14 protein-coding genes and 1 pseudogene are annotated in these 15,358 nt (G+C 53.8%); 11 read left to right on the top strand and 4 right to left on the bottom strand.

Annotation, left to right across the window (positions count from 1 at the left end):
* Window positions 1-2: 2 nt before the first annotated feature.
* The 4 genes from WH279_RS01710 to WH279_RS01695 all read right to left on the bottom strand — a co-directional run bounded on the left by WH279_RS01710 (window position 3) and on the right by WH279_RS01695 (window position 3,903).
* Window positions 3-1,283, bottom strand: a complete 1,281-nt coding sequence (locus tag WH279_RS01710; RefSeq protein WP_339454812.1) for an ABC transporter substrate-binding protein — start codon at window positions 1,281-1,283, stop codon at window positions 3-5.
* A 28-nt stretch (window positions 1,284-1,311) separates the two neighbouring features.
* A complete protein-coding gene (locus tag WH279_RS01705; RefSeq protein ID WP_133844641.1) occupies window positions 1,312-2,415 on the bottom strand; it encodes an ABC transporter ATP-binding protein in 1,104 nt (367 codons plus the stop codon).
* A gap of 162 nt (window positions 2,416-2,577) precedes the next feature.
* Window positions 2,578-3,189 carry a hypothetical protein gene (locus WH279_RS01700; RefSeq protein ID WP_339454811.1) on the bottom strand — a complete coding sequence of 204 codons (612 nt, stop codon included), beginning with the start codon at window positions 3,187-3,189 and terminating at the stop codon, window positions 2,578-2,580.
* 129 nt (window positions 3,190-3,318) lie between these two features.
* Entirely contained in the window at window positions 3,319-3,903 is a 585-nt protein-coding gene (locus WH279_RS01695; protein ID WP_339454810.1) for an HD domain-containing protein, read from the bottom strand.
* 63 nt (window positions 3,904-3,966) lie between these two features.
* Here WH279_RS01695 and WH279_RS01690 point away from each other — a divergent pair, with 63 nt between their 5' ends.
* The 11 genes and pseudogenes from WH279_RS01690 (at window position 3,967) to bcsQ (ending at window position 15,331) form a co-directional block, all read left to right on the top strand.
* A complete protein-coding gene (locus WH279_RS01690) occupies window positions 3,967-4,425 on the top strand; it encodes a MarR family winged helix-turn-helix transcriptional regulator (RefSeq protein WP_200642276.1) in 459 nt (152 codons plus the stop codon).
* Window positions 4,426-4,511: 86 nt separating this feature from the next.
* On the top strand, window positions 4,512-4,940 hold the full coding sequence (locus tag WH279_RS01685) for an organic hydroperoxide resistance protein (protein WP_133844632.1): 429 nt from the start codon (window positions 4,512-4,514) through the stop codon (window positions 4,938-4,940).
* A gap of 334 nt (window positions 4,941-5,274) precedes the next feature.
* Complete coding sequence (eptB, locus tag WH279_RS01680; RefSeq protein WP_339454809.1) at window positions 5,275-6,942, top strand: kdo(2)-lipid A phosphoethanolamine 7''-transferase; 1,668 nt, start codon at window positions 5,275-5,277, stop codon at window positions 6,940-6,942.
* A gap of 19 nt (window positions 6,943-6,961) precedes the next feature.
* Window positions 6,962-7,207 carry a hypothetical protein gene (locus WH279_RS01675; RefSeq protein ID WP_339454808.1) on the top strand — a complete coding sequence of 82 codons (246 nt, stop codon included), beginning with the start codon at window positions 6,962-6,964 and terminating at the stop codon, window positions 7,205-7,207.
* Between the two features lie 455 nt (window positions 7,208-7,662).
* Window positions 7,663-9,273 carry a dipeptide ABC transporter periplasmic-binding protein DppA gene (dppA, locus tag WH279_RS01670; protein WP_339454807.1) on the top strand — a complete coding sequence of 537 codons (1,611 nt, stop codon included), beginning with the start codon at window positions 7,663-7,665 and terminating at the stop codon, window positions 9,271-9,273.
* Between the two features lie 206 nt (window positions 9,274-9,479).
* A complete protein-coding gene (gene dppB / locus WH279_RS01665) occupies window positions 9,480-10,499 on the top strand; it encodes a dipeptide ABC transporter permease DppB (protein ID WP_339454806.1) in 1,020 nt (339 codons plus the stop codon).
* A gap of 9 nt (window positions 10,500-10,508) precedes the next feature.
* Window positions 10,509-11,411 (top strand): dipeptide ABC transporter permease DppC, encoded by a 903-nt coding sequence (gene dppC, locus WH279_RS01660; RefSeq protein WP_133844624.1) that lies wholly within the window; start codon window positions 10,509-10,511, stop codon window positions 11,409-11,411.
* An 8-nt stretch (window positions 11,412-11,419) separates the two neighbouring features.
* Window positions 11,420-12,406, top strand: a pseudogene (gene dppD / locus WH279_RS01655) (dipeptide ABC transporter ATP-binding protein).
* The gene (gene dppF, locus WH279_RS01650; RefSeq protein WP_159338348.1) at window positions 12,396-13,397 is read left to right on the top strand and encodes a dipeptide ABC transporter ATP-binding subunit DppF; all 1,002 of its coding nucleotides are present in this window, start codon (window positions 12,396-12,398) and stop codon (window positions 13,395-13,397) included. Before dppD ends, dppF begins: the two are co-directional and overlap by 11 nt.
* Window positions 13,398-13,928: 531 nt before the next feature.
* On the top strand, window positions 13,929-14,543 hold the full coding sequence (bcsO, locus tag WH279_RS01645) for a cellulose biosynthesis protein BcsO (protein WP_339454805.1): 615 nt from the start codon (window positions 13,929-13,931) through the stop codon (window positions 14,541-14,543).
* Window positions 14,534-15,331: a cellulose biosynthesis protein BcsQ gene (gene bcsQ, locus WH279_RS01640; RefSeq protein ID WP_339454804.1), complete on the top strand. Its 798-nt coding sequence runs from the start codon at window positions 14,534-14,536 to the stop codon at window positions 15,329-15,331. The genes bcsO and bcsQ overlap by 10 nt, the downstream gene beginning before the upstream one ends.
* The last annotated feature ends 27 nt before the right edge of the window (window positions 15,332-15,358 follow it).

The raw sequence follows: 15,358 nt of genomic DNA, 5'->3' as shown, positions 1-15,358 counted from the left end.
CGTTACTGGTAAGGTTTCAGCAAGCGGTCAGCCTGCTTCTGAGCCGACTCCAGCGCCTGCTCAGGGGTTTTCTCCTGAGTGACGGCGGCTTCAACCGCATGGTTCAGGGCATCCTGAATCTGCACGCTGTTGTAGGTCGAGAGTTCCGGCTGGGAATATTTCAACTGCTCACGCGCCACCAGGGCCTGAGGCACCTGTTTGACGTAATCCTGCATCACTGTGGTGTCCCATGCGGCAGGTGAGGTTGCCACGTAGCCGGTGGCGATACTCCAGCGAGCGGCCTGCTCAGGTGCTGATACCCAGCGAATAAATGTCATCGCGGCTTTTTGCTGCTCAGGAGTGGCATTTTTGAACAAATAAAGGTTACCGCCGCCGGTCGGGCTGCCGCGCTGGGTTTTCTCCGGCAGCATGGCGACGCCGAACGGGAATTTGGCGTTGTCACGCACGGTGGTCAGGTTACCGGTGGTGGTCACCATCATGGCGGTTTTGCCGCTGATAAAGTCCTGAGGTGTGGTGCTCCAGGCAATCGCGCCTTTCGGCGACACGCCCTCTTTCTGTCCGAGGTTGGTCAGCCACTGTAAGGTTTCGACGTTCGCCGGGGTATTAAAGGCCACGGCAGTGCCTTTGCCGTTATCCAGGCGGCTGCCGTTGGTGGCCGCCAGGCCCTGGAAGTTCCAGTAGCCGTTCGGCGTGGACGGGATCTCAATGCCCCACTGGCTCACGCCTTTGTCGTCTTTCACCACCAGTTTTTTACCGAAGTCGACCACCTGCTGCCAGTTGGCGGGTGGGGTTTCGCCGTCCAGACCGGCTTTCTCAAACGCCTGCTTGTTCCAGTACATCACTACGGTGGAACGCTGGAAAGGGATGCCCCACACCTTGCCTTCGATATGGCGCAGGAATGCCGGATAGAACCCTTGAATCCACTTTTTGCCCTCGGCATCATTCGCCAGGTCGCTGGCAGCGGTAATCGCACCCGCGTCGATCAGAGAATAGGCTTCGATATCACCAATTACGGCCAGCTGTGGCGCATTGCCGCCACGAAACGCGGTCAGGGCTTTGGTCACTGTCGTGGCATAGTCACCGGTATAGACGGGCTGAATGCTGACCTCCGGGTGCAGTTTTTCAAAGTCAGCGACCAGCGTATCGACGGTGTGGCTGATTTTGCCACCTACGGCAATCGGGTAGTACATCTGAAGTTTTACAGGGTCGGCCGCGAAAGCAGACGAGGCTGCACAGAGTAACATGGCAGACGTCAGGCGTGAGAAACGGAGAACTGGAGACATGGTTTTCCCTTAAGCGATAAAAGAGTGGTTAAACAGCATATTTTTGTTCTGACGGTAAAACGGTTTGTTCCGCGCCGTAGCAGCGTTTGCCGCTGGCGCTGACAAAGAAATAGTGTTTGCTCGCAGACCATTGCAGCCCGACTTGGCTGTGTTCGCTAAAGCGCCTCATGCCGGCCACTTTGACGGTGATCGGCTCCTGGCAGGCGGCGATCTGGCAGACCAGCAACGTGTCGGCGCCCATGTATTCGTAGCTGATCACACGCGCAGTCAGAGCGGCGTGTTCGGCTGAGGTCAGTTGAATATCTTCGGCGCGTAATCCGAGGCTCAATCCGGCTTCAACGCCGTACTGCACCACCGGGATCGGCATCTCACCCAGGTAGTGATGGTTGCCTTCACGGCGCAGCGGGATGATGTTCATCGGTGGAGCACCGATAAATTGCGCAGCAAATACCGTGGCCGGGTTGTTGTAGAGGTTATCCGGGGTGTCGTGCTGCTCGATGTTGCCGTCATTCAGCAGAATAATTTTATCGGCCATGCTCATCGCTTCGGTCTGATCGTGGGTCACGTAAAGCATTGTCAGGCCGAGCTTTTTCTGAATGGCGCGGATCTCGCGGCGCATGCTCTGGCGCAGTTTGGCATCGAGGTTGGAAAGCGGCTCATCCATCAGGCACAGTTTATTGTTGGCGATCACGGCGCGGCCCAGCGCCACGCGCTGCTGTTGCCCGCCGGAAAGCTGGGACGGCAGACGGTCGAGCAGCGGTTCCAGCTCCATCAGACGGCTGACATCGGCCAGACGTGAGGGAAAATGACGCTTATCTTCACCCCGGGCGCGCAGCCCGAACAGCAGATTTTCGCGCACATTCAGATGCGGGAACAGCGCGTAAGACTGGAACACCATCGACAGTTTGCGCTGTGAGGGCGGCAGTGCAGTCACGTCGGACTGCTGGAAATAGATCGCGCCACTGTCGGCCGATTCCAGCCCGGCAATGGTGCGTAGCATGGTCGATTTGCCACAGCCGGAAGGCCCGAGCAGCGCGATAAAATCACCCTCTGCCACCTCAAAGCTGATGTCGTTCAGCGCGGTTTTGGTGCCCCAGGCTTTGTGAATATGGTGAAGAGAGAGATAGCTCATGCCAGCGGTGCGTCTTTGCAATAAGAAGTGGGCCTAAGCTAGCGGGGCTGGATGAACTTTTTATTAACGCAGGATGACGCTTATAAGACGCTGACCGCTGACGTCAGGCAGGGTGATACCATAATAGCGCCCCGTCCGCAGGACACAGACGGGACGACAGGTTCAGACGTGGCGTTTTTCATGACATAAGTAGCTGAAAGTCGCAAACAGGCAAAGTGAATACCCCAGCAGTTCACTGCCTTCTTCCGCCATGTTTTTCACCGTGCGGTTATAGCCATCCAGCATAAGATGTTCCCAGAGTTCGTGCATACCGAACAGTCGTGAGAAGACCAGAATCGTCAGCATCCCGGCAGACATCAGCCCCCATGCCGGATGGGTCACAAAGGCGGCAAGACCCGGGATGATGCTACGTGAGTTCCGCAGCGCGACTGCCACGCAGGCCAGGGTCACCGCAAGGGCAAACCAGAGCCAACAGCCGTGTCTGATCGCATCAAACAAGAAATCCAACTCACGAATGAACATGCAGCTGAAGAACCCAGCCACCAGCACCATCACCGACCGCTGCGCCGGGGAACGCCAGGCGCGATGAAAGAACAGACAGGCAATGACTGCCAGCATGATTTCCTGAGCTATTTCCGTCAATGAGGTTTCATGGACGGCATTATTCATCCAGACAACATCAGCAAAGAGCAACCCCATCATCATGCCAAGAAACAAAGCAGCGCCTAAAAATGTGAATATCTTATTTTTTATAATCGATAAATCAGTCGACATGTTACCCCCCAGTCAATATTGGGGGGTCATGATAGGGATGTTCCATAACAGAACTGGTCATTTTATGCGATTGACTTATATAGAGCACATAATGACATCTAACCTGCAGTTTTTTTATTCAACCTATTGTTATGGATGGTATTTTTTTTCCTGCTGTTCAAACCAGCTTGCCGGTACGCTGTGAGGTGGCTGGCCCAACTGCGCTATTCCCTGTTCGATCACCTGATTAGCCATCTGGTGAAGCGTGGCATGACCTGCGGTCAGCAGACGGATTTGCACCCGTTTTTCAATCAGATAGACGCGGGCAAAATGCGGATCAAAATGAATAATTGAGCGGGTATTATCGATAATATCCGCCAGCTTAATGGTCTGCGCGTCAGCAGAGGCTTGTTGAGTATGGCGAAAATGGGCCAGCTTACGCGCGGTGCGGTTCTGCCCGGCAACGGCACCCTGGTTGGTCAGCATTTCAACCAGCGACATCACCCGTTCGCCGAAATGGGTGCGGATATCCTCCAGCGTACTGCTGGTGTCTTCAACGGTATCGTGCAGCCAGGCCGCAGCCAGCATCTCTTCATCGTCACTGACACTTCGCACCAGTTCGACCACCGCAGCCGGATGCACGATATAAGGTTCATCGGTGTATTTTCGGCGTTGATCCGCTGCGGCATGCGCCTTGCTGGCGTAGCGCTGCGCGCGTTCTTCCAGAGTTTGCATCGTTTTTCTCCCTGCCTGTAAAGTCGCTTGCAATTGTATAGTGCACTATCTATATTATTTTTCATGACTACAGATAAAGATGACAAAAAAGCGGCGGATGCGCCACTGTTGCTCGACCGGCAGCTGTGCTTCGCGATCTACTCCGCTAACCTGGCGCTGCATAAGATCTACCGGCAACTGCTGGCCCCGCTGGATATCACCTATCCCCAGTATCTGGTGATGATGGTGCTGTGGGAGCGGGATGACGTCACGGTGTCGGAGATCGGTGAGCGGCTGTTCCTTGACTCTGCAACCCTGACACCGCTGCTGAAACGTCTGGAAACTGCCGGACTGCTGCACCGTCTGCGTTCGCGTAAAGATGAACGCCAGGTGGTCGTGACGTTGACGGATAAAGGCAATGCGCTACGCCTGCAGGCGCGGGCTATCCCTGAATCCGTGATCTGTGCTACGTCCTGTGAGATGGAAAAATTACAGTCGCTTAAAGGTGAGCTGGAAATGCTGCGCAATAATCTGAACAGCTAATCTGCCCTTGTTTTTTCAGTCAAAGCGCTTTATTAATATAGGTAGTGTGCGATTTAATCGCGTAAAAAATCAAAAGGAAACACACCATGTCGTTAGAAAAAGTTGTATACCGTGCAAAAGCAAAAGCCACCGGTGGCCGTGAAGGCCGCGCTACTTCTTCCGATGGCGTGCTGGATATCCAGCTGGGCCTGCCGAAAGAGATGGGCGGCGCAGGCGGCAATGTCACTAACCCTGAGCAGCTGTTCGCGGCGGGTTACTCTGCCTGCTTCCTCGGAGCGATGAAGTTTGTGGCGGGGCGTGACAAGTTCGCTATGCCAAAAGAGGCGTTTGTTGAAGGGGAAGTGGGTATTGGTCCATTGCCGACAGGCTTTGGCATTGAAGCGACCCTCAACATTCATCTGCCGGGCATGGACAGTGCTGAGGCGAAAAAGCTGGTCGATGCCGCCCATATCGTCTGCCCTTACTCCAATGCCACCCAGGGCAATATTGACGTGACGTTGAATATTATCAACTAAGTCGTCTGACCGGGGCTGTCGCCCCGGTTATCGTCATTCCTGCTGTATATGATCCCACACTCTTGCATACCGTTCGCGGCACGATTCCGCACCTTCCTCTCAATGATACGTAAAATGCCGAAATTACATATCCTCACAGACTAACCCTGCTGAGTGTGTTTAACTACGCCCCCTGCTAAGGATTCTTACCCCCTCATTTATCATCAGATTCCTCTGGTTATGGACGGCCTTAAGGTTTATCGGTATTGCGTCCGAACTCTGACGCAGGACCAGGGTCTGATTAGCGTTCAGATCGTGTTAGCAATTGTTTAGGTTACGCCAGGATTAAGGTCGAATGAATTCTATTAAATTGTTTACCCAGCAAAAGTTGTCGCTGTTGCTGGCTGTCTACATCGGGTTGTTTTTAAATCTTCCGGTATTTTATCGTCGATTTGATCCCTTCCTCGCTAAGTTTGAAATGATGCAATGGCTGTCAGCACTGGCAGAAGGGGTGGCGGCGATCCTGCTGACCTTCTTCCTGCTGCGCCTGCTATCGCTGGGTGGGAAAATGTTCTGGCGCATTGCCGCCAGCCTGCTGGTGCTGATCTCTGTCTCTGCCAGCTACTACATGGCTTTCTTTAATGTCGTTATTGGCTACGGCATTGTCGCTTCCGTGATGACCACCGATACCGACCTGTCTAAAGAAGTGGTGGGTTATCACTTTGTCCTGTGGATGGTACTGGTCAGTCTGATCCCGTTGGCGTTGATCTGGTGGAGCAGCCTGCGTATGACGCTGCTGGAGCAGCTCAAAACACCGGGGCAGCGCATCAAGCCATTACTGACGCTGCTGCTGGCGCTGCTGCTGACCTGGGGCCCTATTCGCTATTTCGATAAGGTGCAGAGCGCCAATGAGAAGCTGACCAACGTTGACCTGCCGAGCTATGGCGGGGTGGTGGCGCACTCTTACCTGCCGTCCAACTGGCTCACAGCGGTCGGGCTGTTTGCCTACACCAGCTATGACGAAAAAATGGACAGTGACGATCTGTTCGACCCGGCAAAAAACTTTACCTATAAGGCGCCTGAAGGGCTGGATGATACCTACGTGGTGTTCGTCATTGGTGAAACCACCCGCTGGGATCATATGGGCCTGCTGGGCTATGAGCGTGACAACACGCCGAAGCTGTCGAAAGAGAAGAACCTGGTGGCGTTCCGCGGTGAGTCCTGTGATACCTCCACGAAACTCTCCCTGCGCTGCATGTTTGTGCGTGAAGGGGGAACGATGGATAACCCGGGACGTTCGCTGAAAGAGCAAAATGTCTTTTCGGTATTGAAATCGCTGGGCTTCAGTTCGGATCTGTACGCCATGCAGAGTGAGGTGTGGTTCTACAACAACACCAATGCTGACAGCTATGCCTTCCGCGAACAGATAGGCTCAGAGAAGCGTAACCAGGGGAAATCCGTGGACGATATGCTGCTGATCCCGGAGCTGAAATCGTCGATTGACGACCACCCGAAAGGTAAGCATCTGGTGATCCTGCATACTAAAGGCTCTCACTATCTTTACTCTCAGCGCTATCCGCGTGAATTCGCTCGCTACCAGCCGGAGTGCATGGGCGTGGATGATACCTGCAGTAAAGCGATGCTGATTAACGCTTACGATAACTCCATTCTGTATGTTGATACCATGCTGGACAGCGTGTTTGACCAGCTGCGTGATAAGAAAGCGATTGTGTTTTACGCCGCCGATCATGGTGAGTCCATCAGCGAAAACATGCACCTGCACGGTACGCCACGCAATATGGCGCCGCCGGAGCAGTTCCGTGTGCCGATGATTGTCTGGGCGTCGGATAAATATCTGGCAGACCCGGCCAATAAGAGCGCGTTTGAGCGCCTACAGGCTGAGCAGAAAGCGGGCAAGACGCACCGCCACGTTGAGCTGTTTGACACCATCATGGGATGCCTCGGCTATACTTCTCCCAATGGTGGGATTAAGCAGGCCAATAACTGGTGTGCTAAACCATAAGTAAACGTAGGGGCCAGGCATGCCTGACCCTGACCTGGGCGAGGCATGCCTCGCCCCTACGCTTGCCATTATCCAACCGAATAATCTGCTGCTGTTCAACATTCCCTCTCCCTCCTTTTTGCAGAAAAATACCCTAAAAACCGCAGAGAAGCCTTATCCGGCCTGGGGCCAGTTACTTAATTCGCAACGCGTTTTTCTTATGACCGAATGTGACTTGTTGCCTGTTTCTTATCTTAGCGTTGCAGCATTTTTATCTATAAGTTAGCCATATAGCCCATTTTATCGGGGGGAAATCGGCTGTTGGTGGATTATTTTGTGGGTTTTTTTTCGGCGTGATGTACTGACTGTTTTCCATTAAACCAGGGTTTAATGTGGCGTTCATCACACTTAATAGCGTTTTACGCCATTAATGTTATTAAATTGTTTTTTTTATATTTGCTTGCTGTTTCTCACACTCTGAGTAAATACCCTACGCTTGTATTGACGTTCCCTGAAACAATTGACAAATTGAAGCCTCAGTACAAAAGGTAAGGGGATTTTTCTGATAGTTTCTGCATCGTCAGAACGTCTCCACATCCCGTCAGATTGACTGATGCCGCAAGGCACCACGCACAGGCCACTCAAAAAATATTATCGGCCGGCGTAACTACCCCTATTGCTGCCAAAAACAGTAAGACGGGTATGCACACAACAACATCACATCACTATTGGAGCATAAGCATGAGTATTTCCCTGGCTAAATCCGGGATGCTGAAAGTCGGTCTCAGCGCGATTGCGTTGTTAATGGCTACAGGTGTTCAGGCGAAGACCCTGGTGTATTGTTCTGAAGGTTCGCCTGAAGGTTTTAACCCGCAGTTATTCACCTCTGGCACCACCTATGACGCCAGCTCGCGTCAGATCTATAACCGTCTGGTGGAATTCACCATTGGTACCACCGAATTACATCCTGCGCTGGCAGAAAAATGGGATGTGAGTGCAGACGGTAAAACCTACACCTTCCACCTGCGTAAAGGCGTGAAGTGGCAGACCACCAAAGACTTTAAACCGACGCGCGACTTTAATGCCGATGACGTGGTATTCACCTTTGAACGTCAGCTGGATAAAAATAACAAGTATCACGGCGTGTCTGGCGGCAGCTACGAATACTTCGAAGGCATGGACATGCCGAACCTGATCAGCAAAATCGTGAAAGTGGATGACTCTACTGTACGTTTCGAGCTGACCCGTCCTGAGTCGCCATTCCTGGCCGACCTGGGCATGGATTTCGCCTCCATTCTTTCGGCTGAATACGCTGACAATATGATGAAAGCCGGTACGCCGGAAAAACTGGACCTTAACCCGGTTGGCACCGGTCCGTTCCAGCTTCAGCAGTACCAGAAAGATTCACGCATTCTGTACACCGCCAACAAAGAATACTGGGGTGCTAAACCGAAAATTGATCGTCTGGTGTTCTCCATCACCCCGGATGCTTCCGTACGTTACGCCAAAATGCAGAAAGGCGAATGTCAGGTGATGCCGTACCCGAACCCGGCTGATATTGCGCGCATGAAGCAGGATAAAAACATCAACCTGCTGGAGCAGCCAGGTCTGAACGTCGGTTATCTGTCGTTTAACGTTGAGAAAAAGCCACTGGATAACCTGAAAGTTCGTCAGGCGCTGACCATGGCAGTGAACAAGAAAGCGATCATCGAAGCGGTTTATCAGGGCGCGGGCCAGGAAGCGAAAAACCTGATCCCACCGACCATGTGGGGCTACAACGATGCCGTTCAGGACTATCCGTACGATCCGGTGAAAGCCAAAGCGTTGCTGAAAGATGCCGGTATGGCAGACGGCTTCGCTATCGATCTGTGGGCGATGCCAGTACAGCGTCCGTACAACCCGAACGCACGCCGTATGGCTGAAATGATTCAGAGCGACTGGGCGAAAATTGGTGTGAAAGCCAAGATTGTCACCTACGAGTGGGGCGAGTATCTGAAGCGTGCTAAAGCCGGTGAACACCAGACCGTGATGATGGGCTGGACCGGCGACAATGGGGACCCGGATAACTTCTTCGCCACCCTGTTCAGCTGTGCAGCGGCGAAAGACGGCTCGAACTATTCTCGCTGGTGCTACAAACCGTTTGAAGATCAGATCCAGCCAGCACGTGCCACCGACGACCACAACAAACGTATCGAGCTGTACAAACAGGCTCAGGTTGTGATGCATGACCAGGCGCCTGCGCTGATTGTCGCGCACTCTACCGTCTACGAGCCAGTGAGTAAGAAAGTCTCAGGCTATGTTGTTGATCCGCTGGGCGGGCATTACTTCGCTCAGGTAGATATCCAGGAATAGTGTTCAGGGGCGGGGCTTACCCGTCCCACATCATTATTTGTAGGGGTCAGGCATGCCTGACCCTTCTTGCCAGGAAGCAAAAAGGTCGTCAAGGCGCAGTTCGCTGCGTCGCGGGTGGATGTCCCCTGAGGATTTTCGCGCGCAAGATGTGAGCAATAATAATCCTGTTGGTTACGGCTGGCAGGAACTAATAGAGAATGCGGAATATGCTGCAGTTCATACTCCGACGCTTGGGGCTTGTCATCCCAACGTTTATCGGTATCACCCTGTTAACCTTCGCGTTTGTTCATATGATCCCCGGTGACCCGGTGATGATCATGGTGGGCGAGCGCGGTATCTCCCCTGAACGTCATGCACAGCTGATGGCCCAGCTCGGTCTGGATCAGCCACTCTGGCAGCAATATCTCTCCTATATCAAAGGCGTGATGCATGGTGACCTCGGCATCTCACTGAAAAGCCGTGTCCCGGTGTGGGAAGAGTTCGTCCCGCGCTTTAAGGCCACGCTTGAGCTGGGTATCTGCGCGATGCTGTTTGCCGTTGCCGTCGGTATCCCGGTAGGCGTGCTGGCTGCGGTTAAACGCGGTTCCATTTTTGACCACACGGCGGTGGGCATCTCCCTGACCGGTTACTCCATGCCGATCTTCTGGTGGGGCATGATGCTGATCATGCTGGTTTCGGTGCAGCTCAACCTGACCCCGGTGTCCGGGCGTATTGGCGATACGGTGTTTCTTGATGACACCATGCCGCTCACCGGCTTTATGCTGATTGATACCCTGATCTGGGGCGAACCCGGCGATTTCAACGATGCCGTGATGCATATGATCCTGCCCGCCATTGTGCTAGGGACCATTCCGCTGGCCGTGATTGTGCGTATGACGCGCTCGGCGATGCTGGAAGTGCTCGGCGAAGACTATATCCGGACTGCACGTGCCAAAGGGCTGACGCCGATGCGGGTGATCGTGGTGCATGCGTTACGTAACGCCATGTTGCCCGTGGTCACGGTGATTGGCCTTCAGGTCGGTACGCTGCTTGCGGGCGCCATCCTGACGGAAACCATCTTCTCCTGGCCAGGCCTGGGGCGCTGGTTAATCGACGCACTTCAGCGCCGCGACTACCCGGTGGTTCAGGGTGGGGTGCTGATGGTGGCCACGCTGATTATCTTCGTCAACCTGCTGGTCGACGTGCTTTACGGTGTGGTTAACCCACGCATCCGTCACAAGAAATAAGGGGCCAACATGTCTGTTGTGGATCCAGGCAGCGTCAACGCTGCACCCAAGCCGATGACCCCGTTACAGGAATTCTGGCACTACTTTAAGCGTAACAAAGGTGCAGTGATTGGCCTGGTTTACGTGGTACTGATGATTATTATCGCGGTGTTTGCCAACGTGCTGGCACCCCACGCGCCTGCTGAGCAGTTCCGTGATGCGTTACTGCGTCCGCCAGCCTGGCAAGAAGGGGGCAGCTGGCAGTATGTTTTCGGCACGGATGATGTTGGCCGTGACGTGCTGTCGCGCCTGATGTACGGCGCCCGCCTCTCGCTGCTGGTGGGCTGTCTGGTGGTGGTATTGTCGCTGATCTTCGGCGTCATTTTCGGCCTGATTGCTGGCTACGTTGGCGGTTCCGTGGATGCGGCGATTATGCGTCTGGTGGATATCATGCTGGCGCTGCCAAGCCTGCTGCTGGCGCTGGTGCTGGTGGCGATCTTTGGCCCATCGATTGTTAACGCCTCGATAGCGCTGACCTTCGTCGCCCTGCCGCACTATATCCGTCTGACCCGTGCGGCGGTGCTGGTGGAGGTGACGCGCGACTATGTGACCGCCTCCCGCGTGGCCGGGGCCGGAGCTGTACGCCAGATGTTCGTCAATATTTTACCAAACTGCCTGGCACCGCTTATCGTGCAGGCGTCTCTCGGTTTTTCCAACGCGATCCTCGATATGGCCGCGCTGGGTTTCCTGGGTATGGGTGCGCAGCCACCAACACCGGAGTGGGGCACCATGCTCTCCGACGTGTTGCAGTTTGCGCAAAGTGCCTGGTGGGTGGTCACCTTCCCGGGTGTTGCCATTCTGCTGACGGTACTGGCATTCAACCTGATGGGCGATGGTTTACGCGACGCTCTTGACCCGAAACTCAAACAGTAGGCAGCGAGATGGCACTTTTAACTGTAGATAAGCTTTCGGTGCATTTCGGTGACGAAAAAGCACCTTTCCGCGCCGTCGACCGCATCAGCTACCAGGTTGAGCAGGGGCAGGTGGTGGGTATTGTCGGTGAGTCCGGCTCCGGTAAGTCCGTCAGTTCGCTGGCGATCATGGGGCTGATTGATTACCCCGGCAAAGTCATGGCTGACAACCTGGTGTTTAACCAGCGCGACCTGAAACGCATTTCGTAAAAAGAGCGCCGCCAGCTGGTGGGCTCCGACGTTGCGATGATTTTCCAGGACCCGATGACCAGCCTCAATCCGTGCTACACCGTGGGTTTCCAGATTATGGAAGCCATCAAGGTGCATCAGGGCGGCAACAAACGTACCCGTCGTCAGCGCGCTATCGATCTGCTCAATCAGGTCGGTATTCCTGACCCGTCTTCGCGCCTTGATGTGTATCCGCATCAGCTTTCGGGGGGGATGAGCCAGCGCGTGATGATCGCCATGGCGATTGCCTGCCGACCAAAGCTGCTGATTGCTGATGAGCCGACCACGGCGCTCGACGTAACCATTCAGGCGCAGATCATTGAGCTGCTGCTTGACCTGCAACGCCAGGAGAATATGGCGCTGATCCTGATCACGCACGATCTGGCGCTGGTGGCGGAAGCTGCGCAGCACATTATCGTGATGTATGCAGGTCAGGTGGTGGAAACCGGCAAGGCGGTAGATATCTTTAAAGCCCCGCGCCATCCTTATACCCAGGCCTTGCTGCGTGCGCTGCCGGAGTTCGCGGCGGATAAAGCGCGCCTCGCCTCGTTACCGGGGGTGGTACCCGGCAAGTATGATCGCCCGAACGGCTGCCTGCTGAACCCACGTTGCCCGTATGCCAAAGATCGCTGCCGCAACGAGGAACCGCCACTGCGTGATATTGCCGGGCGTCAGTCCAAATGTCATTTCCCACTGGATGATGCCGGGAGGCCCACTTATGAAGCCTGAACACGATAAATCGACACTGCTGATGCAGGCGATCGATCTGAAAAAGCACTACCCGGTTAAAAAAGGCTTGTTTGGTCAGGAGCGTCTGGTCAAAGCGCTGGATGGTGTCTCGTTCGATCTGGAGCGGGGCAAAACGCTGGCCGTGGTGGGGGAGTCCGGTTGCGGAAAATCAACGCTCGGCCGTCTGCTGACCATGATTGAAACGCCAACGGAAGGTCAGCTGTTCTATCAGGGGCAGGATCTGCTGAAGCATGACCCGCAGGCGCAAAAGCTTCGTCGCCAGAAAATCCAGATCGTTTTCCAGAACCCTTACGGTTCTCTGAACCCGCGTAAGAAGGTCAGTCAGATTCTCGAAGAACCGTTATTGATTAATACGGACTTTACGCGCGCTGAGCGTCGGGAGAAAACCCTGGAGATGATGGCGAAGGTTGGCCTGAAAACCGAACATTATGATCGCTACCCACATATGTTCTCAGGCGGCCAGCGTCAGCGTATTGCGATCGCACGCGGGTTGATGCTGGACCCGGACGTGCTGATTGCCGATGAACCGGTGTCAGCGCTCGACGTGTCGGTACGTGCGCAGGTGCTGAACCTGATGATGGACCTGCAGCAGGACCTCGGCCTCTCTTACGTGTTTATCTCCCACGACCTGTCGGTGGTGGAACATATCGCGGATGAGGTGATGGTGATGTATCTGGGCCGCTGTGTGGAGAAGGGGAGTAAAGAAGAGATCTTCGCCAATCCGCGCCATCCTTATACTCAGGCGCTGCTGTCAGCGACGCCACGTCTCAACCCGGATGAGCGGCGTGAGCGTATTAAACTGACCGGTGAGCTGCCAAGCCCGCTGAATCCGCCGCCGGGATGTGCGTTTAATGCCCGCTGCCGCCGCCAGTTTGGCACTTGCGTGCAGCTGCAACCGCAGTTGAAAACCTTCGGCGCACAACAGGTAGCCTGCTTTGCCGTGGAGCAGGACGAAAACAGTCAGGCCTGACCTGTCTGGTTACCCTGAAAATGGCTCTTCTCCGGAAGGGCCATTTTGCATTTCCCGCCTGCTATCGACCGGGCGCCGCCGCCCCAACCAGTCTTTTCCCTTCTTATTTTTCAGATGCCTCTTCTCATAAGCCGGATGAAATGCTTAAGAGAAATACGAGATTCATGAAGTACTGCTATGCTGTATGAAAAGCAGGCTAATGAATCGATTCTAAGTCCAGGTGCTCTGAAAAAAGCTGAACAGGCATGGCAGACGTTTTTTTTCAGTAAGTTATGCGGTCTGCAGACAAAAAGGATGCGCTGGAAATAATATTACCGAAGTCAATGAACCGTTAAGAAAGAGTAAGGACTGACGAGTTATTTCATTTTCATGAAATAACTCCCATAAATAGGTAATAAATAGATAATTAAGACAAATAATCACCTGGCTGATATATCACTTATGTAATTATATTTTTTTATTAAATTTCAGGTTATTAGCTCATTAAAAGTGTTTCTTCTATGATATGAGAATAGTCTGAACTATTTAAAAATGTATGTTATATTGCCGCGAAATCATCCACCTTGCGCGATCAGACATATGAACAGTTATGATGACCTGCAGCGTTTTAAGGAAAAAACGCAAACAAACCACATTGAATTCAAAGATATGTCTGAGCAAACGCTGAACTCGACAACCACCAACTGGGCCATCATCAAACAGTTGCTGAATGATGGCGCGGGGTCGGTGCTGGATAACAGTCAGCGTATTGATCGGGCTGTTCCTCAACCGGTTGATTTTGCTGCTTTTACATCGTCATCGGTGGAAAACGCGCCGGCGATATCATCGCTGCCGGTTCAGTCCTTTGTGCCTGCCACTCCAGACGCTTCAGATCGCGTTGGTGCATCGCTGCTCGACAGTATTTCAGCCTCGTTGCAGCCTGCTGCAGTCGTTCCTGCACAACCCGTGTTCCAGGCCGCAACGGCTCCTGTGCCGCAGCCTGTCGCCACTCAACCCGTTATTGCGGCACATTCGCCTGCTGACGAAGCACCGGCGAATGTGAGCTACAAACAGTTGTTTAGCACGGCAGCGGCGCCGGGCTCCGCTGCACTTCCGAAAGATATGTTGTTACATCCCCTGCTGGAGAAAATTGCCTCATGCCGTTAGTTTGTGTTTGCTCCCCTAAAGGCGGTGTGGGTAAAACCACCATGGCAGCTAACCTTGCTCATGCCCTCGCTCGTGGCGGCAGTAAGGTGCTGGCGATCGATTTTGACGTGCAAAATGCGCTGCGCCTGCACTTTGGTGTTCCGTTGGCCGATAGCCGTGGTTTTGTGGCGAAATCTGCCGAATCTTCTGACTGGAGTCAGTCCATTCTCACCACCGGCGGCAATATTTTTGTTCTGCCTTATGGCGAGGTGACGGAAGAGCAACGCATTGGGTTTGAAGAAAATTTAACCAAAGATCCCAACTTTCTTGCGCGTGGTCTGCATACGCTCCTGGACTATCCGGGGCTGGTGATCATCGCTGATTTCCCTCCGGGTCCGGGTCCGGCCCTTAAAGCTATGGCCGCACTGGCCGATATGCATTTAGTGGTTATGCTGGCAGACACGGCGTCACTGTCTCTGCTGCCACAAATTGAAAATGAGAAAATGATTGGTGGCCCGTTAAACCACCGCTATGGTCATTATTTCGTTCTTAATCAAAGCGATAGTCGCCGCAATATCAGCCGTGATGTCACCGCTTTCATGCAGCAACGCCTCGGCGATAAGCTGATGGGCGTGGTTAACCGCGATGAAAGCGTGGCAGAAGCCAATGCTTCCCAGCAGTCTATTTTTGATTTTAGTCCGGTCTCTGCCGCGGCATTTGACATTGAGCTGATCGGTAAACGCCTTGCCGCGTTGCTCGACATCAAAGTCGGTGACGGTGAAATGCACGCCCCGCTAAAGTCCCGCTAACTGCCGGAATATTACCAGGCAGGGATG

Origin of the sequence: Erwinia sp. MYb375, assembly GCF_037479175.1 — a bacterium.
Classification (GTDB): Bacteria; Pseudomonadota; Gammaproteobacteria; order Enterobacterales; family Enterobacteriaceae; genus Erwinia; species Erwinia rhapontici.
This window is presented reverse-complemented; position numbering and strand designations above follow the sequence as displayed.

Bases quoted from the DNA above. Each gene is read 5' to 3' on its own strand.
- WH279_RS01695 (WP_339454810.1), bottom strand. From the start codon at position 3,903: ATGCAAACTCTGGAAGAACGCGCGCAGCGCTACGCCAGCAAGGCGCAT.
- dppF (WP_159338348.1), top strand. From the start codon at position 12,396: ATGAAGCCTGAACACGATAAATCGACACTGCTGATGCAGGCGATCGAT.
- dppA (WP_339454807.1), top strand. From the start codon at position 7,663: ATGAGTATTTCCCTGGCTAAATCCGGGATGCTGAAAGTCGGTCTCAGC.
- dppB (WP_339454806.1), top strand. From the start codon at position 9,480: ATGCTGCAGTTCATACTCCGACGCTTGGGGCTTGTCATCCCAACGTTT.
- WH279_RS01710 (WP_339454812.1), bottom strand. From the start codon at position 1,283: ATGTCTCCAGTTCTCCGTTTCTCACGCCTGACGTCTGCCATGTTACTC.
- bcsQ (WP_339454804.1), top strand. From the start codon at position 14,534: ATGCCGTTAGTTTGTGTTTGCTCCCCTAAAGGCGGTGTGGGTAAAACC.
- bcsO (WP_339454805.1), top strand. From the start codon at position 13,929: ATGTATGTTATATTGCCGCGAAATCATCCACCTTGCGCGATCAGACAT.
- dppC (WP_133844624.1), top strand. From the start codon at position 10,509: ATGTCTGTTGTGGATCCAGGCAGCGTCAACGCTGCACCCAAGCCGATG.
- eptB (WP_339454809.1), top strand. From the start codon at position 5,275: ATGAATTCTATTAAATTGTTTACCCAGCAAAAGTTGTCGCTGTTGCTG.
- WH279_RS01685 (WP_133844632.1), top strand. From the start codon at position 4,512: ATGTCGTTAGAAAAAGTTGTATACCGTGCAAAAGCAAAAGCCACCGGT.
- WH279_RS01690 (WP_200642276.1), top strand. From the start codon at position 3,967: ATGACTACAGATAAAGATGACAAAAAAGCGGCGGATGCGCCACTGTTG.
- WH279_RS01705 (WP_133844641.1), bottom strand. From the start codon at position 2,415: ATGAGCTATCTCTCTCTTCACCATATTCACAAAGCCTGGGGCACCAAA.
- WH279_RS01675 (WP_339454808.1), top strand. From the start codon at position 6,962: ATGCCTGACCCTGACCTGGGCGAGGCATGCCTCGCCCCTACGCTTGCC.
- WH279_RS01700 (WP_339454811.1), bottom strand. From the start codon at position 3,189: ATGTCGACTGATTTATCGATTATAAAAAATAAGATATTCACATTTTTA.